This is a genomic window from Paenibacillus sp. FSL H3-0286, assembly GCF_045040705.1.
GTDB classification, from domain to species: Bacteria; Bacillota; Bacilli; order Paenibacillales; family Paenibacillaceae; genus Paenibacillus_AQ; species Paenibacillus_AQ odorifer.
Window position 1 is genome coordinate 6,780,737 of record NZ_CP150285.1, and the last position, 23,355, is coordinate 6,804,091.

Below are 23,355 nucleotides of genomic sequence, written 5' to 3' on the forward strand. Positions count from 1 at the left end.
TTATAAACTCCCTTCTTAGTTAAAAAACAATGCATCTAGAGAAATCGAACCTGGTCCCGTAAGCGCCACACCTACCGCAAATACCAAAACCGTGAGTGGAAACTCAATTCCGTTCGAAGTGGACCAGAAACCATTTGGAGCATGAACCTTAACGATTGCCCCCAGCATCGTGGCAGCGATCAACACCGCTGCAACAGGCGTTAACAGTCCTGCCGCGAACATAAATCCGCCCACCAGTTCCATAATCCCTGCTAAAATCGCCATAGTCACCCCCGGTTTGATTCCGATGGACTCCATCCAGCCTCCCGTACCCTTCGGACCGTAACCTCCGAACCATCCAAATAGCTTTTGTGCGCCATGTCCTATAAAAGCAAGCCCAATCACCAATCTCATTAATAACAGTCCTACACTTATCATTTTTACCTTCCCCTATTCCTTTGATTTAATTATCTTAATGTTAAGATATTGGGTAAAAAAGAGCGCCCGGCGAACCGGAATAACCTATGGGCTGCTCTCCTCTTCCCTCTTCTATCTACAACTCGGAGGCGTTAAACGTATCGCCGCCCTTAATCGTACCCGAGTTAAAACCTTTGTAGAACCAGCGCTTTCTCTGCTCTGAGGTACCGTGAGTGAAACTATCCGGCACTGCATAGCCCTGAGCCTGCTTCTGAATCGTATCATCTCCGACGGCGCTTGCAGCTGCCAGAGCTTCCTCTAAGTCGCCTTCCTCCAGCAGATTCATTCCCTGAGCATGATTGGCCCAGACACCGGCCAAATAATCAGCCTGCAGCTCAAAACGAACCTGATATTTGTTGTACTCCTTCTCACTCAACGTCTGGCGAAGGGAATCGAGCTGTTTCGAGGTGCCTAGTAATGTCTGTACATGATGTCCAACCTCATGGGCAATGACATAAGCCATGGCGAAGTCGCCCGGCGCGTGGAAGCGTTGCTGCAACTCATCATAAAAGCTCAGATCAATATATAGTTTGGCGTCGCCCGGACAGTAGAAGGGACCAACTGCCGAGGTGGCTGTTCCGCAAGCAGAGTCTACACTCCCACTGTATAGCACTAAGGTGGGGTCCGTATAGGTCATTCCCTGCTGCTGAAAAATCTCACCCCAAACCTCCTCTGTGTCGGCAAGAACTACCGATACAAACTCCGCAAGCTCTTGCTCCTCTGCGGTCTGTTCATAAGGGGCCGTTGAACTGGAGCCTGTGGAAGTCAAACTTCCCAGGATATCCCCGGCATTGCCTCCACTGAGTAACGTGATGACCAGGACAAGGATAATTCCTCCGATTCCGCCACCAATCATCTTGCCGCCGCCGCTCATGCCTCTGCGGTCCTCCACGTTCGAACTCCCTCTTCTTCCCTGCCATTTCATGGCCAAGCCCCCAGTCGAAATATCAGGTAATCTTAAGTAAATGGCTACCTGGCTTCGTTAAGTTAAATATCTTATTAGTGATATACCCAAAAAAGCAGGGTTTCACTTATACTTACTGGAGTTGGGAGAATGAGGATGGAGCCGAACTACTTCCAACCTTATAGAGGCGCCTAGTTATTCGTCATGTTCGCAGCGCCTACACACCTTTGCCAAGCTTTTTCATTAATTCGATAGCCTGGACTTTCTCTTCCTTATCTAATCCACCCATCAAATCATGAATTGAGGCTACATGACGAGGGAAAATCTCATCAAACAGTTCACGGCCTGCATCCGTAATCTCCGCATAAGTAACGCGGCGATCCTCGCTACAGGGTACACGTTTCAGCAGTCCCTTTTTCTCCAACTTGTCGATATTATAGGTAATGCTTCCGCTCGTAACGAGAATTTTCTCCCCGATCTGTTGCAGCGGAATCCGCGTTCTATGGTAAAGTACTTCAAGCACCATGAATTCAGCCGAAGCCAAGCCATAACTCTTCATATCCTTCACCGCATGATCCATTAGGCTCTTATAAGCCTTAGATAAGACTACAAACAATTTCAGTGAGGCGGCTTGTTCTTCGTCAGGTGCACTCTCTGTATTACGCAGATTTACTTGTTTATCACTCATCAATTCCACCTCCACTTCAATCAAACTTGTATTCAATCCATTTATTTGTCTTTACATTAAATATCTTTAAGTTAAGATAACTATACGACTTCCCATCCTCCTTGTCAACCTCATCGCTAAAAAAGTTACTTCCGTCTAGAGATCGGTAAGTTTTCCTATGACACTTTACAGGGAGTGATAAAAATCACCCCAAGTTTGACCTGACCTATAAAAGGGCGTATTCTTGTCTTTACGAATGACTCTTTAGTAAGCGATTTCAATACCCTAAAGGAGGCGACCTGATGAGTTCGTTCAATCCAACCCCTACCGAAGAAGCTATGGAGGGGCAGGCTGGTGCACGACGCGTGCTGATCGTGACAGCCGTAGACGCGGAGCGTGACGCGGTCCTGCGCGGCCTGCAAGGCAGCGACAGGTTCCATGTTATCGCTGCCGGCGCAGGGCCGGCAGCGGCGGCGGCGGGAACCGCCGCGGCACTCGCAGCCGGTTCTTACGGCTGCGTATTGAGCGTCGGGATCGGCGGCGGATTCCCGGGGCTGGCGCCTTTAGGCTCGCTGGTTGTAGCCAGCGAGATGATTGCCGCCGACCTCGGGGCCGAGACGCCGGAGGGCTTCCGCAGCGCTGCCGAGCTCGGCTTCGGCAGCGTGTCCGTGCCGGCTGACCGCGGCACGGTGCAAGCGGTTTCGGCCGCGCTGGCTGCGGCCGGGTTACCCGTAAGCACGGGCACCGTGCTTACGGTCTCGACGGCGACCGGCACCGCGGAGACGGCCGCCGCCCATCTCGCGCGGCATCCCCATGCCGTCGCGGAAGCGATGGAAGGCCACGGAGTTGCCGTGGCCGCTCAGGCGCTGGGGCTCCCGGTACTGGAGCTCCGCGCCATCTCGAACCCGGTCGGTCCCCGCGACCGGGCCGCTTGGAAGATCGGTGATGCAATGGAAGCATTAACGGCGGCAGCCGCTATATTACTGGAGGTGCTGTAATGACAACTGAGCTTAATATCGCTTTTTCCCCTTGCCCTAACGATACCTTTGTATTTCATGCCTGGGCGCACGGGCTTGTCCCGAATGCACCTAAGCTGAATGTAACCTATGCCGACATTGATATTACCAATACGCTGGCTGCTGACGGAGAAGGACCAGAAGTCCTCAAAATCTCCTACGCTGCTCTGCCTTGGGTTCTGGAGCGGTACAAACTGCTGCCATGCGGCGGCGCTTTAGGACGCGGCTGCGGCCCGCTGCTGCTTACAGCAAGTGGACCCCATGCGGTCAAACGCCCAGAAAAGCTGGCCGGACGCCGGATTGCTGTACCTAGCGAACGCTCTACGGCTTATTTGCTTTTCCGATTATGGGCAGCACAAAATGTAACTGGAGGCATCGGCGAAATAGTCGTAATGCCTTTCGATGAGATTATGCCTGCCGTACGGGATGGCCATATCGATGCAGGGCTGGTAATTCACGAAGCCCGCTTCACTTACGCCTCTTATGGTCTTAATATGCTGACTGATCTAGGCAGCTGGTGGGAAAGCGATACCGGACTGCCCATTCCTCTCGGTGCTATCATTGCCCGCCGTGATTTAGATGCCGATGCTATCACCAGCTGGATTCGCAGCTCTCTTCAGTATGCGTGGGATCATCCAACGGATTCCAGAGACTATGTGCTTAGCCATGCTCAAGAGTTGGCTCCTGAAGTGGCTAAATCCCACATCGATCTCTACGTGAATGACTTCTCGATGAATCTGGGTGAGGACGGCTATGCCGCAATCTCTGCCCTGCTTAATCGTGCTGCGGCAGAAGGACTTGTGCCTGCAATCGATCCAGCACTGCTTCGTTAGCATTTACCAGATAGTTTAACAATCCCCGGCCACACCTATAAGGTGTTCTCCGGGGATTTTATTTATTCTACGTAGCCTTCCAGCCAGACATTATTTGGCTTATCGAATCAGTGATTATACAATAGACCTATAAACATGATCTATGAGGGAGGATCACATGATACCTGAAAAAAACAGCAAACAAAACATCGACCGCTTTTTGGGGTTTCAAAATGAATATGACCGCTACCGTCCCGAAGCCCCTGAGATGATTATCAAATTGCTAACAGATTACCTAGGTACCACCCCTTCACTCGTCGCAGATATAGGCTGCGGTACGGGTTTGTCTACTTTTCTCTGGAACGATGTCGCAGAACGCGTAATCGGTATCGAACCCAATCCAGATATGTTGGGAAAAGCAATCGATAAACTTAGCAGATTAGAAGAACCCCAATCAATTACTTTTGTGCAAGGCTACTCTAACCAGCTTCCGCTTGCATCAGATAGTGTAGACATAGTTACCTGCTCGCAATCATTCCACTGGATGGATCCTGAAAGTACACTGCAAGAAATCTCCCGGGTCTTAAAAAAAGGCGGAGTCTTTGCCGCCTACGATTGCGATTGGCCTTTATCTCTTCAGCAAAATGTAGAAGAACGATACAACCAGCTGATCTCCAAAACAGAAGAATTGCTGGCTTCGCTTTTACCTAATGAGGAGAGAGCACATAAATGGGACAAAGAAGGTCATTTGTCACGGATCAAAGCTAGTGGGGCCTTCTCTTTTGCCAGAGAAATCGTATTCCACAACCTAGAGTCCTGCGATGCCCAGCGATATATTGGTTTAACCCTAAGTCAAGGGGGAGTGCAAACCGTAATGAAACTAGACGCTACCTTGCTTGAGCAAGACATCGCCGATTACACCGCCGCAGTTGAACAGCATTTTAAAGGCAGAACATTAGAGGTTCTAATCAGCTACCGAATGAGAATCGGCATCAAATAATCTTCGATCGCAACCAAAAACGCCCCGCCCCCTCATATGAGGAGTTCGGAGCGTTTTCTTCTTTTTTATTTAACTTCCTCCATGAATACCCTTAGGTTCTCTACGATTTCTTTGGATTTTGAATGATGTAAGTAATGTCCGCCTTCAAATGTCATTACTTTTCCATGCACAGAATCCCTGACTTGCCCTTCATGTAGAGGAATCCAGTCTTTCACGGTAGTATTATTCGCTTGTATAAAGAAGATAATGGGAAGATTCTTGTCAAATGTTAAGCCTCTGGAGGCAACAAAGTTAGGATAAATATGTTCCATTTCATTTAAGGTAGTGGAATTGTTCATATTTTTAAGCGAAATCAATTTCATTTGTTTTTTGGTTTCATCATCAAATGGCAGTCCATCATAAGGGTCACCGCTTAATTGCAAGCCCAATCTTATAATCCCTGAATCTTTAAGCAGCTTTAATTTTTTAATTGGGAATTTAACATCCATACCGCCTTGCTCCGGAACACTACTATCAATACCCACAAAAGCACTCACTTCGTTTGGATATTTCTTCGCATATTCCAATCCGTAAATACCTCCAATCGAGTGGCCCATTAGAATGTATTGGTCAATGTTAAGATTCTGAACGGCTTCATGAATTTCACTAACGATATTCTCTGTAGTTCGTTCTTTTTTCGTTTCATCACTGAGTCCATACCCAAACGGTTCAACCGCCACCACTTTGTAGAATGGTGATAACTCATCAATCAACGGCTTGAAATCAAGCGCTGGCGCTCCTGTTCCAAAGCCTGGTATGAGCACGATCGTCTGTTTACCTTCTCCTTGAATCAAAACATTCATATTTTTCCCGTCAACAGGGACTAACTGACCATAGTGCTGTATTTTTTTCTGATCTGTTTTGTTGCTGATCACATTAACTGTATAGACAACGGCTAGAAAAAGTACGACCACGATCACTATTGCTCCTAATATTTTGAGCAACAGGTTACGCAGTTTATGTTTTTTCTGTCCATTCCCCGTTTTTTTGTCCTCTTGTTGTGTCACCCTCATCTTCTCCTGTCTTTAATCTGTTTATTAAGTTCCCTTAACGTTTCGCTAATGAGATCATAACTAACAAAGATGTACCCCTCATGACGACAATATGAACTGAAAATGAACAGGTAAAAAAAATGCTACGGCAGCACAAGACAAGAAAACTTGCCTGTACTGCTGTAGCATGAAAAATTCGGGATGCATTCAAGCCCTCGCAAGGCACCGCCTGGAAGCTAATTACTCTGTCGGCGCTATAATTGGGAGGGTGACAACGATGGTCGTTCCTTGGCCTGGTTCGCTTTCCACGCGGATATCCCCTTTATGAAGCGTTACGATCTGTTTAACAATGGCAAGTCCCATCCCGCTGCCGCCATATTTACGGCTGTGGGATCGATCAGCCTTAAAGAACCGTTCAAATATACGTTGCTGATCCTCAAGTGAAATCCCGATGCCAGTGTCTGTTATCCGAACGGTCACGTTGTTGATATCTTGTTTGAGGCTGACGTTAATTACACTGTTATCCTTAGAAAACTTGATGCTGTTGCCAAGGAGATTGGTCCATACCTGACTTAACAGGTCGTAGTCAGCCAGTAGGATAATAGGCTTCAGATCAAGGTCAAAGCTGATATTACGAGCCGACCATTGCGGCTGAATCGCTACGATTACTCTTCTTATCTGTTCATCCAGGTTAAATGTAATTAGCCGTAGCTGCTGTGACTGCGATTCTAATAAACTCAGCTTCAGCAGGCTGTCGCTCATTTTAGACATCCGCTCTGCTTCTGCGATAATAATATCAAGATAACGATTTCTCTCTTGTTCTGCAAGATCTACTCGCTTGAGCGCAATCGCATAACCAGATATTGAGGTGAGCGGAGACTGGACCTCATGCGACACATTAGATACAAACTCCTTACGCATCTGCTCAAGCTGCTGCAGATCGTGCATCATTTCTTCAAAGCTGCGAGCCAAGGTACCTAGCTCACCGGTTTGCTTAATATTCAGCTCGACGTTGAAATCACCAGCTGCTATTCGTCTAGTCGCTTTGGTTAGCTTCTTGATCGGTCTGACTAAGAACATCGCAGCTACCAGAATCAAGAGGCTTCCAGCTATCAATGAATAGAGCAAGAAATTTAATATCAAATTCCTTCTGGCAGTGACGGAAGGGGGATTAAGCGTCTCCACAAACATCGCTTTGGTGCCGTCTTCCGTTCTCAACTGCAAGCCTAGGAGAAGCGCAGAAGTATTCCTGTTATGAGGTTGATAAACTTCTCCTGCGAGAACTTTTTTTATTTCTTCCATAGTTACAGGGACCGGCTTGTGCCCATTAAGTCCGTAAGATTGGAATTTACCCGCTTCATCGAATATTCGGATATAGTAGGAATCAAGCTGCTTCATCCCACTTACGAAAGAGTTGGCTTCACGTAATGGAAAGGTTTCGTAAATTTTGACTATATCCTGTCCAAAATGCAATAAGGGAATTCGCATGTTCTCTTTCAGTTTGTCTTCAAATACCCAAGTTGCCACAAACAAAGCAATGATTGTGCCCCCGATTACGGAGGCTAGGAAGGTCAGAACAACGCGTGTATATATAGATCTGATCATTCATGCACCTCAAGCCTGTAGCCAAGTCCACGCACCGTCTCAATACGAAAATCAGGAGTAGTCGCAAACCGTTCACGCAGGCGTTTGATATGCACGTCAATCGTCCGATCATCTCCAGCATAATCAATTCCCCAAATTTGATCGATCAACTGCTCGCGCGTATATACTTGTCCAGGGGTTCCAGCAAGCTTGTACAGCAACTCGAACTCCTTAAGGGGTAAGGGAAATGACTCCGTACCTTTCATCACCTTATAGGTCTGCCGATCAAGGATGACATTGCCAATTTGGATCATCTGCGTGGAGCCAATCCGATATCGTTTCAGCAATGACCTAACACGAACCGTCAGCTCTAACGGATCGAACGGTTTAGTTAAATAATCGTCCGTGCCTAATTCGAAGCCCTTCACTTTCTCCCAGGTTTCGCCTCTGGCAGTCAATATAAGTAATGGAAGATCAGGATTAGCTCTGCGGAGCTCCTTACAAAGCATCCAACCATCCATATTTGGCATCATAATATCCAGCACGACAAGATCGACATGTGTTCCAGCATATACGGCGAGCGCTTCCTTGCCATCCACAGCTTCAACTGTTTCGAATCCGTCGTTGCGGAGAAATAAACAGACAAGTTCGCGAATGTTCGCATCGTCGTCAGCAACCAGTATAGTAGGCATTCGTTTCCTCTTTTCCTGTTGTCCATTCTTACTATTATACTATATTATACTTTCGGCTAAACTGTCTGTTGTCTTGAGACTACACGATGATCAAACCGAAAAAGAGCGTCTAACACGGTTACCCGTATGTAGACGCTCTTAATGTCGTTTCGCTTTAGCTTTAGCTTTAGCTTTAGTCAGCTTACTTCTTATTCATCTTAAACATTAGGAACAGCTCATTATAATGAGCAAGCATCCGTTTGCCAAGGTTATCGTATACTTCAAGCCGGTCCGTAATTTCGGCTGGTGGATAGAAACGGGTATCCTCAGAAGTTTCCTCAGGAAGCAGCTCCAGTGCAGGAATGTTAGGCGTGGAATAACCTACATATTCTGCATTCTTAGCAGCAACGTCTGGGCGGAGCATGAAGTTGATGAACTGATGCGCTCCATCCACATTTTTCGCTGTCCGAGGAATAACCATGTTATCAAACCATTTGTTCGAGCCTTCTTCCGGCACTACATAATCCAGCTTATCATTCTCGTCCATGATCTCGGAAGCATCGCCGGACCAGACAATCCCAACCGAAGCTTCTTCATTTGCCAGCAGCATCTTGATCTCATCACCGACAATCGCCTTCACGTTAGGAGACAACTTGTTGAGCTTAGTCAGTGCTTCCTGCAGATGTGCCTCATCCTTGTCATTAACGGAATAATGCAGGCTGTTCAAGGCCATGCCCATCACTTCACGGGCTCCGTCTACCAGGAAGATGTTATTATGCAGTCTGCTGTCCCAGAGAGAATCCCAGCTGGTGAAGTCCATGCCCTTGGTCATTTCCGGATTGAAAATAATCCCGACGGTCCCCCAGAAATAAGGTACAGAATATTTGTTACCCGGATCAAACGAGAGGTCCATAAAGCGTGAATCAATATTCTTTAGATTCGAAATCTTGCTATGATCCAGCGGGATGAGCAGATCTTCTTCTTTCATCTTAGCAATGGCATAATCCGAAGGGATTACAACATCAAAGGTAGTTCCGCCCTGCTCAACCTTGGTCAACATAGCTTCATTGGAATCGAAGGTTTGATAAATGACTGTTAAGCCGGTCTCTTTTTCAAATTCCTTCAATAGATCCGGATCGACATAGTCGCCCCAGTTATAGATAGTCAGTGTGTTTCCACCCGAATATCCCTCTCTCGAATTCATCCAAGATCCCAAGTACATGAGCGCAAATGCCGTGATAAGGATCGCCAGAAAAGCATTTATCAGCTGTTTCATCTAGGCACCCCCGCTTCTGCAACAGGCTCCGCCACAGCTTCTGCTGTGTTATGGCGATTTTTCTTAAGGGTCAGGAAGTAATAACCAACCACAAGCAGAATGGTGAACAGGAAGATCATTGTCGACAGCGCATTAATCGATAGCGACACCCCTTGCCGGGCTCTAGAGTATATCTCAACCGATAACGTCGAATAACCGTTGCCTGTTACGAAGAACGTAACCGCAAAGTCATCCAGTGAATACGTAAGCGCCATAAAAAATCCGCTGAATATCCCTGGTTTAATAATCGGCAAAATTACTTTAGTCAGCACATCCTTACGGCTTGCCCCAAGATCACGGGCTGCATCCGTTAATGTAGGGCTCATTTCCTGTAGATGCGGCAAAATCATCAATACGGCAATCGGTACGCTGAATGCAACGTGTGAGAGCAGAACAGACGCGAAACCCAGCTTGATGCCAGCAATGGTGAACAGGATAAGGAACGAAGCACCAATAATGACATCTGGACTGACGATCAGCACGTTATTCAGAGACAGCAAGGTGTTCTTGGCGCGGCGATTCTGCACACTTTTAATGGCCAGCGCACCAATAATAGCGATAAGGGTTGCAATAGCCGAGGATAGCAGCGCGATCACAAGCGTATTGATTACGATGATGATCAGGCGCTTATCTTGGACCACCTCACGGTAGTAATCCAGCGTGAAGCCCTCGAACTTATGCATCGTCCCCCCACTGTTGAACGAATAGTACATTAAATAGAAGATAGGTGCATACAGAACAATGAACACCAGAACTAGGTAGAGGTTAGAGAATCCATTTTTATTTCTCATTCCGCGCCCCTTTCCGCGATCCGCCTGTGATAATCATAAACAGCGCCATAATGGCAATCAGAAACACTGCAACTGTAGAACCCATGCCCCAGTCCTGAGTGACCAGGAAATGCTGCTCGATTGCGGTGCCCAGCGTAATGACCCTGTTGCCTGCAATCAGACGGGTGATCATAAACAGGGACAGCGCAGGTATGAATACTGCCATACAGCCTGAGCGTACTCCCGAAATGGTCAGCGGAAAAATAACACGTCTAAACGTGGTCCAGCCCGAAGCCCCTAAATCACGTGCCGCATCCAGCAAGGATAAATTCAAATCCTCCAAAGCGCTGTATATCGGCAGGATCATAAACGGAATAAAAATATAGACAGATACAAATACAAAACTGAAGCCCGTAAACAGAATTTGCTGTTCTCCGATTCCAAGCAGATCAAAGAAATTATTGATCGGACCAAATGTACCGAATATCCCTATAAAAGCGTAGGTTTTTAGCAGCAAATTAATCCATGTCGGCAAAATAATCAGCAATAACCACAGCTGCTTATGTTTGGTTCTCGTCAGCAGATAAGCCGCCGGATAGGCAACCAGCAATGAGAATGCTGTAATCAGAAACGCGTACCAGAACGAGGTCAGCGTCATTTTTAAATATACAGGGGTGAAGAAACTGACGTAATTATCCAGAGTAATATGGCCATCCAAATCAAATAACGAATAATAGATGACAAGCACTACCGGTGCAATTACAAACAATGCGATCCAGAGGTAATAAGGGATGAGATAGTACGATTTGCCCTTATTCTTCATGACTCTCCACCTCGCCATAAGCTTCCAGACGTCTGTCGAATTCTTCCTCCGTTTCACCGAAACGCATAACATGAATCGCTTCCGGATCAAAATAAAGGCCAATTTCACTGCCTACAGTCGCCTTACGTGTAGAATGTACAAGCCATTCATGCCCGGATTCATCATAACAGCTGATTTCATAATGCACGCCCCGGAACAGCTGGGAATCAACCCGCACACGTAGTTTACCCTGTTCCAGCGTAGAAATTTCCAAATCCTCAGGACGAATAACAATCTCTACGGATTCATTCGGTTTCAGCCCGGCATCGAAACATTCGAAGCGGCGGCCGTTAAACTCCACCAGATAATCCTCGATCATAACTCCCGGCACAATGTTCGATTCGCCAATAAAATCCGCCACAAAACGGTTAATCGGCTCATCATAAATATCGTTAGGGGTGCCGCTTTGCTCGATTTTTCCTTTATTCATGACAAAAATCCAGTCGGACATCGCGAGTGCCTCTTCCTGGTCATGAGTTACAAAAATGAAGGTAATGCCTAACCGCTGCTGCATTTCCCGCAGTATGTACTGCATCTCCGTGCGCAGCTTGAGATCTAGCGCCGATAGAGGCTCGTCCAGCAATAGAACCTGTGGCTCATTCACAATCGCCCGGGCAATAGCAACCCGCTGGCGCTGACCGCCGGACATTTCGTTAATCGCACGCTGCTCATAACCCACAAGGTTAACGAAGCTTAGCGCTTCCTGTACCTTCTTTGTGATAACGTCCTTCTTAAGCTTCTTAATACGCAGTCCGAAAGCCACATTCTCGAATACGTTCAGGTGTGGAAACAATGCGTAATCCTGAAATACCGTATTGACCTGCCGCTCATTGGCGGGAATGTGGTTAATTACTTTTCCATTTAAATAGATAGAACCGCTCGTTGGCTCAGCGAACCCGGCGATCAATCGAAGAATAGTCGTTTTACCACAGCCAGATGGACCAAGTAGTGTATAGAATTTGCCGCGCTCTATCTCAAAGCTGACTCCTTTTAACACCGGATCTTCGTCGTCATATTGCTTAGTAACTTCTTCAAATGAAATGATGGTACCTTCCTGAATAGCTATAGCTAACAACCTCCCTTACCTTAGTAATACAATACTATTTTACCCGCATCTTGCGGAGAACAATCGAAATGAGTATGCTCAGCGCTAATAAGCGACAATTTCCCCTCTTCTTCGACGCCCCAATAGATATAGCATATTAGATTGTACCATTATATGCGATAGCTTACATTGTTAAATGCTAAGCATAAACTTAACAAGTTTGTAAAAAGTCCAGTCTTCCCTGCCCTTTTTGAGGTGCTATAATGAAAACGAACTGAAAAGCCAGTGTGGTTTTCTTATTTTTGCGAAAGAAGATGAATGATAATGAACGAGGGGTTACTAGACCGCCTTGAAAAATATGGATTCTCGCTTTACATGATACGAATTACGCTTGCCGCATCACTATCCTGGGTAGCCGTACACAGTTTATATGGTGACCAATATTTATACTTTGCACCGCTTGCAGCCATTCTAATTACTCAAGCCAGTGTGAAGGCTTCACTTGAAAAAGGAATCTACCGCCTGATCGGCATTATTATCGGCGGAATTGTCAGCCTGATTGTAGGCCAATTCTTCGATGTAGGTGCATTTTCCATTCTGCTAATTCTGCTCATCGGGATTGGAATTGCCACAGCCTGTCGGATGAATATCCAAGCGGTTTCGCAGGTGGGGGTAACCTCGGTTCTGGCCCTTACCTTTTATCACAATGATTACGTGCTGTGGAGAGTCGCCGAAACCTTTATTGGTGTGCTCATTGCCTTGATCATCAATATGATTATCGTTCCACCGAACAGGTTCGTCAAGGTAAAAGCATTGGCACTCGATGGAAGCCTTCTACTTTCGGATGCTTTAAAAGGTCTCGTAGGCATAAGAAGAGATTCATCAAAGGATAATAATATGCTGGAGCAAGCAGGTAAACTGCTGTCTGCCAGCAATCAGCAACAGAAGGAAATGTTCTATACCATTGCTCACTATCAGTGTCGTGGTGATCTAAAGGGGCTTATACAAGCCACAGCACATCTAAAGACCATTCATTCCTATGTTAAAGAAATTGCCGACGATATTTGCTTGCTGCCAGCACATCATGCCAATTCTGACTGGATGCTGGAAGTGCTGGAGGCAACAGCCGATTGTATAGCTGTTTATGGTACCAAGACCTTATCCAAGGCTGAATGCCAACGTTCACTTACAGATTGTCTGCATCGTGCCCGCGACTTGCAGGCGGCCAGCTTCTCTGAACTGCAAGGACGGTGCTCACTGTCATCTGTTCGTGATCTAGGAGCGCTCTTCAGTCACTTAAACCGGGTACTCGAAGAAGTGGAACGTGCTAGTTCTGCTACTTACGTAGTTGCAGCTCGGCCTTCAACAGCTGAAATCACACGCGCTATACGCTTAATTAAAAAAGGACACTCCCAGAAGCTCTAAGCTTGGGAGTGTCCTTTTTTTATGTTCAATCCCTATTAGACATAATGCCCTTTAGCACGATTGGTTACTACAACCATCCAACAAATTTAACTGACTGATTGTTTGGCAGCACGCCCTATCTTCACATTTACCAGTACAATACTGCTGACAATCAGCAATAATCCGATCACAAGGTTTATGGTAATCTGCTCTTTCAAAAAAACTACGCTGGTTGCTATCGAGATCAGGGGAATCAAGAAGGTGAATGAACCTACTTTTCCTGCTTCTCCTTCGTTAATCAGCTTGAAATAAATTAGCCAGCCCAGAGCAATAACAAAGATTGCGATAAACAAGGTATCCACAATAAAGGTTCCACTCCAGGTGATATCCGACCATCTCTCCGTAGCTGATCCCGAAAGTAGCAGAATGATGCCACCGATCGTGATTTGCATAGCCGTCATCCACAGCATATCCACACGTACAGCATTCCGTTTCATATATATTGTCCCTAATGCCCAGCTTAGGGCACTGGCTAGAGCCAACACAATTCCCCATATGGAGATACTCCCATTAATTCCGCCGATACTAAGAGAGGCTACCCCGAGAAAACCAAGCAGCAAACCAGCCATTTTAAGCCCGTACATGCTCTCACCTAACCACAGCCAAGAAAAAACACCTAGCAATACAGGCTGCAAAAATACAATCGATGAGAACAATCCCGCCGGAACATACTGCAAGCCAATCGTCTGAAATCCATAATAGAACACAATACTAAGTACCGCCGAGATCAGATAGATCGGCCAGAGCTGCTTGAAGCGAAGCTCCTTCACCTTGGGCAATGCAATTAGAATCAGAATAATACCGCCTACGACGGTTCGAATACCTGCAAATAATAGAGGTGGAGCATAGTCTAAGGCGATTTTGGATATAGGCCAATTAATGCCCCATACAATCACCAAAAAAATAAGAAGGATCATACTTTTCTTCTGCTGATTCATTTGTTCACTTCCTTGGTGTAGATTCATCACAAATGATACAATAAACAAGAGCATAAATGAAATGAATAATAATCATAAGGGGCATATCATATTTGTTATGAACAATACTCAAATTCGTTTATTCGTCAAAATCGCCGAAAGCGGCAGCTTTACTAAAGCTGGTGTAGAACTGAATATGACACAGCCTGCGGTCAGCCGGGCGATCTCGTCCCTCGAAGCCGAATTAGACGTAAAGCTCTTGCTTCGAGACCGGCGTAATGGCCTGATGCTTACGGATATCGGCAAACGTATTCTTGTTATTTTCCGTGAAATTCTAATGGGCTTTGATAAGGTCAATCAGGAGATTTACGCGGAGAGAGGTCTTGAAAAAGGAAGTATCCGCATTGGAGCTTTCCCTGTGGCATCGGCTCATTTTCTACCGAAGATTATTAGCTCTATTACTAAAAGATATCCAAATATTACGATTAGCTTACAGGAGGGTTCTATCGCTGAAGTCAGAGAATGGCTGGATTCAAAAGAAATTGATGTTGGCTTATTGCTCGCTCCCAGTGCAGAATTCGAAACCATTCCATTATATAGAGAGAAATTGTTTGCCGTTTTTAGAGATGACCATCCCCTGCAAAAGCGATCCATTGTATGTGTGCAGGAATTAGCGAACGAGCCCATGTTGATTTGCAAAGCAGGATATGAACCGCCTGTTGTAGAGCTATTCCGCAGAAGTAATAGCCATCTGAATGTAAAATATGTGGTTAATAACTTTGCAACAGCTCTTAATATGGTTCAGGAGGGACTGGCGATCGGCGTGATGTCTGAACTGTCCTTGTTATCTCTGCCTCCAAATGTGGTTACCCGTGAGCTGCAGCCGGATGCTTATAGAGATATCCAAATTGCGGTCAGCTCGCTTGCCGACACTTCAATTGCTGTAAAGCTCTTCATTGAGACAGCGCTGGATCTTTTCACTCAAAAATAAATGGATTAATTAATAGATGATAAGGAGTGCTGAGGATGAACTTTAAAAGACTAGGAAATAGCGGATTACAGGTATCCGCATTAGGACTGGGAACGAACGCTTTCGGCAAACGTGCGGATCAAGAGACCTCCATTCAGATTGTACATGCTGCGCTTGATCAGGGAATTAATTTCATAGACACTGCTAATATTTACGCTGGCTCGGAATCCGAGCGAATCATCGGTCTGGCCTTGGAAGGTAGGAGACATGAGGCTGTTCTCGCAACTAAAGCAGGTTTAGTCAAAAATGAGGGTCCTAACGGTAGCGGCTCCTCCCGTCGCCATTTGCTGCAGGAGCTTGAAGATAGCCTTCGCCGTCTTAAGACGGACTATATCGATCTATACCAGATTCATACCTTTGATCCCTATACGCCGCTTGAAGAAACCTTACGAACCTTGGACGATATGGTATCCTCGGGGAAAGTCCGTTATATCGGGGCCTCCAACTATACAGCATGGCAATTAATGAAGGCGATTGGGATTAGTGAAACACGCAACTTCACCAAGTACATTTCAATTCAGTGCAGCTACTCCTTAGCAGACCGGACACCGGAGAATGAGCTTCTTTCGCTCTGCCTGGATCAAGGTGTAGGGATCATTCCATACTTTCCGCTAGCTGGCGGGATTCTCACTGGCAAATATAATACAAGCGACTCAGCCCCATCGGGGTCCAGAGCAGATACCGATCCTAATTTCAAAAGATTCCTTGATGCTGACCGGATCAAGCTCGGAAGCCAAGTGAGCCAAATTGCTGAGGAAATGGAAACCTCATCTACCTCGCTCTCCTTAGCTTGGCTTATGAATCGGCCTGCCGTCTCGACGGTTATTGTCGGGGCTACACGTGTGGAACAGCTGGAACAAAATTTGCTTAGTACCTCGCTTGTACTTAATGAAGAAACTTCGGCCAAGCTGGATGAAGCCAGTGATTCCTTCCGTTATGGCGAACCGTTCGCTTTTTACCGGCTCCCATAGAGTAGTATGCTTTAACTTCTTACAAGGATGGAGGAAAGATTAATGACAACCTATACAGCTGACAGCATTCAAGGAATGCTTGAAGAGCATAAGGATTTTTTTAATAGCGGCGTAACTAAGGAGGTTTCTTTTCGTCTCCAGCAGCTGCGAAAACTTAAAAATATTATTAAACAATACGAAGGACGTATCATCACCGCACTACAACAGGATTTAGGAAAAGGTGAGTTCGAAGCCTATGCCACAGAAATCGGCTTTACGCTGGACAGTATCGGCTACATGATGAAACATCTTAAGCGTTGGGCGAAGCCTAAAAAGGTTCGATCCCCGCTGCACTTATTTCCTGCAAAAAGTTATATTTTAAGTGAGCCTTACGGCACAACGCTCATTATTGGCCCGTTTAATTATCCATTTCAGTTGCTGATTGAGCCCCTGATCGGCGCCATTGCCGCTGGTAACTGCGCTGTCCTCAAGCCATCTGAGAGCACACCTGCCATCTCGTCCGTGGTTGAACAGCTTATTCAGGAGACCTTCGAGCCGCAGTATATCCGCGTAATTCAAGGGGAAAAAGAGACCACTAATTTACTGATCCACGCGAAGTTTGATTATATATTTTTTACAGGCAGTGTGCCTGTCGGCAAAATCGTTATGGAAGCGGCAGCGAAAAATTTAGTGCCTGTAACCTTGGAGCTTGGCGGGAAAAGCCCGGTTATTGTTGATAAGACCGCTAATCTTGATGTTGCAGCGAAACGGATTGTCTGGGGCAAGCTGCTGAACGCGGGCCAAACCTGTATCGCACCGGATTATCTATGGGTCCACAAGGATATTGCCAAAGAATTGATCACCAAACTCAAACATCACGTCACTGAGTTCTACGGTCAGGATGCACAGCCTAATACAGATTATGGCCGGATCGTGAATGATCGCCAGCTGCAAAGACTTGCTGACCTAATTGCGCGAGATCAGAGCAAGGTGATTATGGGCGGCACCATCGTGCCAGAAGAACGTTATATTGAGCCTACTTTAATCTATCCTGCCACTTGGACGGATGCTGCTATGGAAGATGAGATCTTCGGTCCGATCCTCCCAATATTGGAATATCATCAATTGGATGAGGCCATTCAGAGTATTAATGAACATCCAAAGCCACTGGCACTATACCTATTTACGGAGGATAAGAGTGTAGAACAAGAGGTGCTGTCCCGGGTCTCATTCGGGGGAGGGTGTATCAATGATACGATCTCACATGTGGCGAGCACTTATCTTCCGTTTGGTGGAGTAGGAAACTCTGGAATCGGGGGTTATCACGGGAAGTATAGCTTTGAGGTCTTCTCCCATCATAAAAGCATCGTCAAGCGAGGCACACGGATCGACCTCGGAATCGTGTATCCTCCTTATGGCAATAAAGTGAAGCTGGTTCGAAAAGTAATGAAATAAACAAAGCAGCAAACCTCCCATGATCGGGAGGTTTGCTGCTTATCAGGGTAACTACGCAAACAGCTCTAACAATTTCTCAACACTTATCTCTGCTGTGGAAGCCAGACATAGATCCGCGGTCCCGGTTACGAGCGCCACTCCAGCTCCCACTGACCTCATACCAGCAGCATTAATTGCGGCTATTCCTTCCTCGGTATCCTCAATCGCCACACAGCAGTCTGGGGATATGCCCAGCATCTCCGCAACCTGCAAGTGAATCTCTGGATCTGGCTTGCTTCTACGCAAGTTGCCAGGGTCAGCCACCGCCTGAAACCAATGCCCGATCTGCAAGCGTTCGAGAATCAGCAGCGCATTCTCATTCACTGAAGCCAGTCCGATAGCAATCCCTCTTTGCTGCAAATCGGACAACACGCTGTGGATACCCGGATACAGCTCAGCAGGCGTCATTTGCTGAACCAGCTGTCTATACTTCTCGTTCTTTTTGTTGCAGAGCATTCCCTTTACCGGTTGCGGCAAATTCAGTCCACTACTCTCCAGAATGACTTCTAAAGATTCCATTCGACTTAGGCCCTTAAGACTCTTATGCTTCTCTCGATCAAAAGAAAGCGCAAGTTCATCCGCCAGATCCTTCCAAGCCTCATAATGATACTCTCCAGTGTCAGTAATTATCCCGTCCAGCTCGAAAATAACAGCTTCAAGCTGCTTCACATTCGAAAGCCTCAGCGGCTTCTGTGCAGACAACTGTATAAGGTTTCCCTTATGCATAATCTCAAGCTCTTCGCCCTCCAGCAGCGTATAGATCACTTCTGTATCACTCACAAAAATATCCAATAGCTGTCCAGAGCATGTTATTTTAAACCGATAGCTCTCCCACTGCGCTGGCACACTAGGATTAAATGATAACATCCCGCCGCATAAGCGCATGCCACCAAAACCATTCACAATCGACAGCCAGGAGCCTGCCATAGCAGCAGTGTGCAGTCCATCCTTTACGTTGCGGTTGATATCATCCAAGTCCATCCGTACCGTGCGGTCAAAATAGGAATAGGCTCCCGTCAAATCACCAATCTCAGCAGAGATTATACTGTGAATACACGGTGACAATGAAGAATCATGCGTCGTCAGCGGCTCATAATAATTATAATTCCGGATCTTATCCGCCAAGCTGAATTGGTCACCCAGTAGAAACATCGCCATTACCAAGTCCGCCTGTTTCAACACCTGATGACGGTAAATTACCAGCGGATGGTAGTTGAGCAGCAGCGGATATTTGTCAGCTGGTGTATGCTCGAAATCCCATTTTTTCTTGGAGAGAAACGTGTCGTCTTGAGCATAAATGCCAAGTCCCTCATCAAAGGGGATAAACATTTTGTCCGCCGCTTCCAGCCACACTAATATCTCATGCTCAGTCAGACCGATTTTTTGCTTCAGGCGTTCAAAATGCTCAGGATACTGCTTAGACAATATCCCTGCCATCTCGTGTGCATAATAAAGCTGATCCTGTACCATAAAGTTGGTGTATGCATTATTGTTGACGATAGCTGTATATTCATCAGGACCGGTTACTGCATCAATACAAAAGACACCGCCCCTAGCCGGATTAAAGTACCCCAAGTCCAACCAAAAGCGGGAAGTTTCGAATAAAATTTCCGCTCCCTTCGTAACCAAAAAATCATAATCTCCGGTAGCCAGTACATACTGCTTGATGGCATACGCAATATCCGCATTAATATGCATTTGCGCCGTGCCTGCCGGGAAATACGCAGAGTTCTCTGCCCCGTCTATAGTCCGCCAAGGGAACAAGGCTCCCTTCTGCGACATTACCGCTGCACGCTCCCTTGCTTTGTCTAACGTGGCATAACGAAATTCGAGCAGCTTTCGGCTAATCTCCGGCTGTGTGAACGTAAAGAAGGGCAGCATATACATCTCGGTATCCCAGAAATAGTGCCCTTCGTATCCTTCACCCGTTAATCCCTTGGCTCCAATATTCGTAACCCCATCACGGCCTACGGATTGAAGCAGTTGAAAAGCATTAAAGCGAATGCCCTGCTGAAGCGCAAGATCACCATGAATCTCCACATCCGTATGTGCCCAGTATCGATCCAGATAAGCCTGCTGTTCCTGGGCAAGCGCTTCAAACCCGCTATGGTCTGCTAAGTGTAATATTTCAGTACTTCTACTAAGTAGTTCGTCTTCTGGATAATCTTTAGAGGTATGGTAAGAGATATATTTGGTTAGTGAGACGCTTTCCCCACGCTCCACCGGGACGACAAACTGCATGGATAATTTCTGCCCCTCATGCTGCACGGTCCTTTTATCCTCAGATCTTGAATCGAGCTTATGACTTACCCCTGTTAATAAGGCAAACTGGGTATGCCGCGTCCTCTGCTTCATCCATAAGAAGGACTGTCCCGGTTCATGACCGGTATCCTCCAGGAGCAGACTGGGCTCCTTGCCTCCCGAGCCCAATCTGGGATCATCCGTTACCTTAGGTTTTTGGATCTTGCCGTCGATGGATGAAGTGAAGGTAAGCACTCCGCTGAAATTCAGCGCTTTAACCTCATAATCTATCGCCGCCAGATGTTTGTGCTGCAAAGTCACCATCCGCCGGATATGAAGCTGTACCCGGTGACCAGCTGGAGATTCCCAATCTACCTGCCGATGCAGAACCCCGCTTCGCATATCCAGCTTTCGTTCATAATGATGCACTTGCCCACTGTTTAACTGAAAGGTCTGCCCTTCAATATTCAGTTCAATAATCTTGGCATCTGTTACGTTCAGCATCGCTTGATTGCGGGATGGATATCCGTACGCTCCTTCTGGATATACAATGGGCTCCGAATCAAAAAAACCATTCAAATAATTGCCTGTTACAGACGAGCCTGAGCTGCCGTGGTAACCTTCTTCGAAATTACCGCGCATACCAATATATCCATTGCCAAGAGCAAAAATACTCTCGCTTCTTTGATTGTTCTCTTCACTATAAGCTTCCTCATCAAGACTCCACTCCCGGTAAGGATATACCGCCGCCGGATGTACGTATGGTTTCATCTTCATCTCTCTAAGCTCCCCCTGATCACAGTTTCATTCGGGTTCTAAATCATTAACCTTTCACCGACCCACCCATAAGCCCTCTGACGAAATACTTTTGCAGCAGGAAAAAAATAGCGAGCGGCATCAGCATAGAGATAAATGCAGCCGAAGTAAGTAAATGCCAATCGTTGCCTCGTGAGCCTACTAAATCGGCAATTTTCATCGACATGACTTGCACAGACGGTTGATTGCCGATAAAAATCAATGAGACTAAATAGTCATTCCACACCCACAGGAATTGGAATATCCCGATAGAAGCCAGTGCTGGCACTGATAGAGGCAGAATTAGCCTACTGAATATAGTGAAATGACTTGCCCCATCCATGAAAGCCGATTCGAACAAATCCTTCGGCAATTGACTGATAAAGTTGTACATAAAGTACGTAACCAGCGGTAATCCAAAAGCCGTATGCGCCAGCCAAATTCCCAGATAACTTCCGTTTAGCCCAAGTGCGGTATAATCCTTAAGCACTGGAATAAGCGCAACCTGTATCGGAATGACGAGCATTGCAATAATGATTACAAAAAGGATTCTGCGCCCAGGAAACCGCAGCCAGGCAAAAGCATATGCAGCAAAAGAAGCGATCAGCACCGGAATAACTGTTGCTGGAACAGCAATCGTTAGCGTATTCCAGAAGGCCTGTGACAATCCGGAGCCTTTTTGCACCGTTTCACTACCATCAGCCTGTTTCAGCTTGTATTCCTTACCGGAAAGCACATTATTATAGTTATCCAGCGTGAGATCCGGTGTCATCTTCCAACCTTGTATCTGTTCATTTACGGTACGCGCTCTACGATTCTCCCACATAAGCCGGCTGCCATCTGCCTTCACGCCAGCCTTCAGCTCATCATCTGTATAAGTTTTACCGTTCACCTCAATTGGCTCCCGAAGATCCACATCCTTGGATAGCTGAATCGTCTCTCCAGCCTTCCACTCCTGATGAGGAAAAGCTTTCCACCATCCGGTCTGCAGAATGTCAGCAGCCGGACGGAAGGAGGAAATAAATAGCCCAAGAGTCGGAAGCAGCCAAATAAAACAGATCACACCCAACACGATATTTACAACCGTTTTGCTGCCTTTTCTCTTCTTTTTGCCAGCCATTAGAATCCCCCCTGCTTACGGAACTGACGTAGATTGATTATGATTACAGGCAGCACCGCGATCAGTAGAACAATAGCCAGCGTGGAGCCGTAGCCGAAATTACGGTACATAAAGAATTGCCGGTAGAACTGTGTAGCAACAACCTCTGTATCGTATTGACCTCCTGTCATCACCATGACGACGTCAAATATTTTCAACGTAAAGACGATAATGGTCGTTGTCACTGTCAGAATGGTTGATGAAATATATGGAATCATGATTCCAAAGAAAATCTTCACCTCATTTGCTCCATCCACTCGTGCAGCTTCCAAAATGTCGTCAGGAACCCCTTTGATTGCTGCCGAGAAAATCACCATTGCAAATCCCGTCTGCATCCAGATCAAAATAATAATGAGGAAAAAGTTATTCCACGGCTGAAGCATACTCGTCCAGGCTTGGGGTTCTCCCCCAAAATAAGTAACGATTGCGTTCAACAGCCCGATTTGTTCGTCACCCGGTTGATAGTAATAAACGAATTTCCAAATGACTCCTGCCGCTACAAAGGAAATAGCCATCGGCATAAAGATGATCGATTTGGCGATTTTCTCATAGCTGCTGCGATCGGCAAGAATAGCAATTAAGAGCCCGAATGCTACACAAGCAAGCGTGCCAACGAATACCCAAAGTAAATTGTTACGCAATGCCGTTGCCATCAGATGATCGCTAAAGATCGCTGCATAATTGCTCAGACCCACAAATTTTTCTGAAGAAGCATTAAAAAAGCTCAAATATAATGTTCGCAGTGCAGGCAGGACCAGTAACCAGCCCAGAATAATCACTGCCGGACCAATAAAGATATAAGGCAGCACCTTACGCCGGATATGATCCGGGTACTGCTCAACCGCCCACGTCAGCGTATAGTAAATCAGATAAACACCTAGAACTCCCCAGAGGACAGCCAGAACCGCTGTTAGCAGCGGATTTAATGTGGAATCCCGGAAGAATAAAAAGATTGCGCCGTTAACAACAATATTCGCTAATAACACAACTAGGGACAGCATTACCGCCTTCAGGCTGACGGTTGGCCTAGCTTGTGGTTGTGTTGGCATTTGTGGCTGTGGCTGTGATTGTGCACCCATATTAGCTCCAGCTCCTCCTATAAGTTTTGCGGAGCAAAACTCTTATCATAAGCATCGAACTCACTAGTTAGAAAACAAAAAGAGGGGCAGACA

The 23,355-nt window shown here is 46.4% G+C and carries 21 protein-coding genes; 7 read left to right on the plus strand and 14 right to left on the minus strand.

The features are described 5' to 3' along the window. Positions 1-15 precede the first annotated feature (15 nt). The 3 genes from MHB37_RS30210 to MHB37_RS30220 form a co-directional block, all read right to left on the minus strand. A complete protein-coding gene (locus tag MHB37_RS30210; protein ID WP_036682076.1) occupies positions 16-417 on the minus strand; it encodes a DoxX family protein in 402 nt (133 codons plus the stop codon). A 115-nt stretch (positions 418-532) separates the two neighbouring features. Beyond that, positions 533-1,381, minus strand: a complete 849-nt coding sequence (locus MHB37_RS30215; protein ID WP_076191707.1) for a neutral zinc metallopeptidase — start codon at positions 1,379-1,381, stop codon at positions 533-535. A gap of 196 nt (positions 1,382-1,577) precedes the next feature. Then, positions 1,578-2,048: a MarR family winged helix-turn-helix transcriptional regulator gene (locus MHB37_RS30220; protein ID WP_036682080.1), complete on the minus strand. Its 471-nt coding sequence runs from the start codon at positions 2,046-2,048 to the stop codon at positions 1,578-1,580. A gap of 281 nt (positions 2,049-2,329) precedes the next feature. Here MHB37_RS30220 and MHB37_RS30225 point away from each other — a divergent pair, with 281 nt between their 5' ends. The 3 genes from MHB37_RS30225 (at position 2,330) to MHB37_RS30235 (ending at position 4,855) form a co-directional block, all read left to right on the plus strand. Next, positions 2,330-3,025 (plus strand): futalosine hydrolase, encoded by a 696-nt coding sequence (locus MHB37_RS30225; RefSeq protein ID WP_081383981.1) that lies wholly within the window; start codon positions 2,330-2,332, stop codon positions 3,023-3,025. Further along, positions 3,025-3,876, plus strand: coding sequence for a 1,4-dihydroxy-6-naphthoate synthase (locus MHB37_RS30230; protein ID WP_340011566.1), 852 nt, complete (start codon positions 3,025-3,027; stop codon positions 3,874-3,876). The genes MHB37_RS30225 and MHB37_RS30230 overlap by 1 nt, the downstream gene beginning before the upstream one ends. Before the next feature lie 157 nt (positions 3,877-4,033). Then, the gene (locus tag MHB37_RS30235) at positions 4,034-4,855 is read left to right on the plus strand and encodes a class I SAM-dependent methyltransferase (protein WP_076181960.1); all 822 of its coding nucleotides are present in this window, start codon (positions 4,034-4,036) and stop codon (positions 4,853-4,855) included. Positions 4,856-4,920: 65 nt separating this feature from the next. Here MHB37_RS30235 and MHB37_RS30240 read toward each other — a convergent pair whose 3' ends face one another. The 7 genes from MHB37_RS30240 to MHB37_RS30270 form a co-directional block, all read right to left on the minus strand. Then, complete coding sequence (locus MHB37_RS30240) at positions 4,921-5,901, minus strand: alpha/beta fold hydrolase (protein ID WP_405168802.1); 981 nt, start codon at positions 5,899-5,901, stop codon at positions 4,921-4,923. A gap of 225 nt (positions 5,902-6,126) precedes the next feature. Then, positions 6,127-7,491 carry a sensor histidine kinase gene (locus tag MHB37_RS30245; RefSeq protein ID WP_405168803.1) on the minus strand — a complete coding sequence of 455 codons (1,365 nt, stop codon included), beginning with the start codon at positions 7,489-7,491 and terminating at the stop codon, positions 6,127-6,129. Beyond that, positions 7,488-8,162 (minus strand): response regulator transcription factor, encoded by a 675-nt coding sequence (locus MHB37_RS30250; protein ID WP_038573732.1) that lies wholly within the window; start codon positions 8,160-8,162, stop codon positions 7,488-7,490. Before MHB37_RS30250 ends, MHB37_RS30245 begins: the two co-directional genes overlap by 4 nt. Positions 8,163-8,343: 181 nt before the next feature. Continuing rightward, positions 8,344-9,417: a PotD/PotF family extracellular solute-binding protein gene (locus tag MHB37_RS30255; protein WP_076181956.1), complete on the minus strand. Its 1,074-nt coding sequence runs from the start codon at positions 9,415-9,417 to the stop codon at positions 8,344-8,346. Beyond that, a complete protein-coding gene (locus MHB37_RS30260; RefSeq protein ID WP_076099717.1) occupies positions 9,414-10,247 on the minus strand; it encodes an ABC transporter permease in 834 nt (277 codons plus the stop codon). Before MHB37_RS30260 ends, MHB37_RS30255 begins: the two co-directional genes overlap by 4 nt. Beyond that, on the minus strand, positions 10,237-11,049 hold the full coding sequence (locus MHB37_RS30265) for an ABC transporter permease (protein ID WP_036682096.1): 813 nt from the start codon (positions 11,047-11,049) through the stop codon (positions 10,237-10,239). The genes MHB37_RS30260 and MHB37_RS30265 overlap by 11 nt, the downstream gene beginning before the upstream one ends. Beyond that, positions 11,039-12,148: an ABC transporter ATP-binding protein gene (locus MHB37_RS30270; protein ID WP_036682445.1), complete on the minus strand. Its 1,110-nt coding sequence runs from the start codon at positions 12,146-12,148 to the stop codon at positions 11,039-11,041. Before MHB37_RS30270 ends, MHB37_RS30265 begins: the two co-directional genes overlap by 11 nt. 309 nt (positions 12,149-12,457) lie before the next feature. Between MHB37_RS30270 and MHB37_RS30275 the strand changes: the two genes are divergently transcribed. Further along, a complete protein-coding gene (locus MHB37_RS30275) occupies positions 12,458-13,558 on the plus strand; it encodes an FUSC family protein (protein WP_339188866.1) in 1,101 nt (366 codons plus the stop codon). 86 nt (positions 13,559-13,644) lie between these two features. Here MHB37_RS30275 and MHB37_RS30280 read toward each other — a convergent pair whose 3' ends face one another. Continuing rightward, a complete protein-coding gene (locus MHB37_RS30280) occupies positions 13,645-14,535 on the minus strand; it encodes a DMT family transporter (protein ID WP_076305815.1) in 891 nt (296 codons plus the stop codon). Between the two features lie 61 nt (positions 14,536-14,596). Between MHB37_RS30280 and MHB37_RS30285 the strand changes: the two genes are divergently transcribed. The 3 genes from MHB37_RS30285 to MHB37_RS30295 are packed head-to-tail and all read left to right on the plus strand — an operon-like array spanning position 14,597 to position 17,949. Further along, the gene (locus tag MHB37_RS30285; protein ID WP_305953676.1) at positions 14,597-15,505 is read left to right on the plus strand and encodes a LysR family transcriptional regulator; all 909 of its coding nucleotides are present in this window, start codon (positions 14,597-14,599) and stop codon (positions 15,503-15,505) included. Positions 15,506-15,540: 35 nt separating this feature from the next. Beyond that, positions 15,541-16,515: an aldo/keto reductase gene (locus MHB37_RS30290; protein WP_339188869.1), complete on the plus strand. Its 975-nt coding sequence runs from the start codon at positions 15,541-15,543 to the stop codon at positions 16,513-16,515. Between the two features lie 42 nt (positions 16,516-16,557). Then, positions 16,558-17,949 carry an aldehyde dehydrogenase gene (locus tag MHB37_RS30295; RefSeq protein ID WP_339188871.1) on the plus strand — a complete coding sequence of 464 codons (1,392 nt, stop codon included), beginning with the start codon at positions 16,558-16,560 and terminating at the stop codon, positions 17,947-17,949. Positions 17,950-18,000: 51 nt separating this feature from the next. Here MHB37_RS30295 and pgmB read toward each other — a convergent pair whose 3' ends face one another. From pgmB to MHB37_RS30310, 3 genes are read right to left on the minus strand one after another with little or no spacing between them, the layout of a single operon-like run. Beyond that, positions 18,001-21,006: a beta-phosphoglucomutase gene (pgmB, locus tag MHB37_RS30300; protein WP_405168804.1), complete on the minus strand. Its 3,006-nt coding sequence runs from the start codon at positions 21,004-21,006 to the stop codon at positions 18,001-18,003. 46 nt (positions 21,007-21,052) lie between these two features. Further along, a complete protein-coding gene (locus MHB37_RS30305) occupies positions 21,053-22,144 on the minus strand; it encodes a carbohydrate ABC transporter permease (RefSeq protein ID WP_076124061.1) in 1,092 nt (363 codons plus the stop codon). Then, a complete protein-coding gene (locus MHB37_RS30310) occupies positions 22,144-23,262 on the minus strand; it encodes a carbohydrate ABC transporter permease (RefSeq protein WP_232061475.1) in 1,119 nt (372 codons plus the stop codon). The genes MHB37_RS30305 and MHB37_RS30310 overlap by 1 nt, the downstream gene beginning before the upstream one ends. Positions 23,263-23,355: the final 93 nt, after the last annotated feature.

Excerpts from the sequence above, each read along its gene's own strand:
- MHB37_RS30250 (WP_038573732.1), bottom strand. The coding sequence starts at position 8,162 with ATGCCTACTATACTGGTTGCTGACGACGATGCGAACATTCGCGAACTT.
- MHB37_RS30310 (WP_232061475.1), bottom strand. The coding sequence starts at position 23,262 with ATGGGTGCACAATCACAGCCACAGCCACAAATGCCAACACAACCACAA.
- MHB37_RS30245 (WP_405168803.1), bottom strand. The coding sequence starts at position 7,491 with ATGATCAGATCTATATATACACGCGTTGTTCTGACCTTCCTAGCCTCC.
- pgmB (WP_405168804.1), bottom strand. The coding sequence starts at position 21,006 with ATGAAGATGAAACCATACGTACATCCGGCGGCGGTATATCCTTACCGG.
- MHB37_RS30305 (WP_076124061.1), bottom strand. The coding sequence starts at position 22,144 with ATGGCTGGCAAAAAGAAGAGAAAAGGCAGCAAAACGGTTGTAAATATC.
- MHB37_RS30265 (WP_036682096.1), bottom strand. The coding sequence starts at position 11,049 with ATGAAGAATAAGGGCAAATCGTACTATCTCATCCCTTATTACCTCTGG.
- MHB37_RS30275 (WP_339188866.1), top strand. The coding sequence starts at position 12,458 with ATGAACGAGGGGTTACTAGACCGCCTTGAAAAATATGGATTCTCGCTT.
- MHB37_RS30235 (WP_076181960.1), top strand. The coding sequence starts at position 4,034 with ATGATACCTGAAAAAAACAGCAAACAAAACATCGACCGCTTTTTGGGG.
- MHB37_RS30290 (WP_339188869.1), top strand. The coding sequence starts at position 15,541 with ATGAACTTTAAAAGACTAGGAAATAGCGGATTACAGGTATCCGCATTA.
- MHB37_RS30230 (WP_340011566.1), top strand. The coding sequence starts at position 3,025 with ATGACAACTGAGCTTAATATCGCTTTTTCCCCTTGCCCTAACGATACC.
- MHB37_RS30280 (WP_076305815.1), bottom strand. The coding sequence starts at position 14,535 with ATGAATCAGCAGAAGAAAAGTATGATCCTTCTTATTTTTTTGGTGATT.
- MHB37_RS30225 (WP_081383981.1), top strand. The coding sequence starts at position 2,330 with ATGAGTTCGTTCAATCCAACCCCTACCGAAGAAGCTATGGAGGGGCAG.
- MHB37_RS30215 (WP_076191707.1), bottom strand. The coding sequence starts at position 1,381 with ATGAAATGGCAGGGAAGAAGAGGGAGTTCGAACGTGGAGGACCGCAGA.
- MHB37_RS30255 (WP_076181956.1), bottom strand. The coding sequence starts at position 9,417 with ATGAAACAGCTGATAAATGCTTTTCTGGCGATCCTTATCACGGCATTT.
- MHB37_RS30260 (WP_076099717.1), bottom strand. The coding sequence starts at position 10,247 with ATGAGAAATAAAAATGGATTCTCTAACCTCTACCTAGTTCTGGTGTTC.
- MHB37_RS30295 (WP_339188871.1), top strand. The coding sequence starts at position 16,558 with ATGACAACCTATACAGCTGACAGCATTCAAGGAATGCTTGAAGAGCAT.
- MHB37_RS30210 (WP_036682076.1), bottom strand. The coding sequence starts at position 417 with ATGATAAGTGTAGGACTGTTATTAATGAGATTGGTGATTGGGCTTGCT.
- MHB37_RS30220 (WP_036682080.1), bottom strand. The coding sequence starts at position 2,048 with ATGAGTGATAAACAAGTAAATCTGCGTAATACAGAGAGTGCACCTGAC.
- MHB37_RS30285 (WP_305953676.1), top strand. The coding sequence starts at position 14,597 with ATGAATAATAATCATAAGGGGCATATCATATTTGTTATGAACAATACT.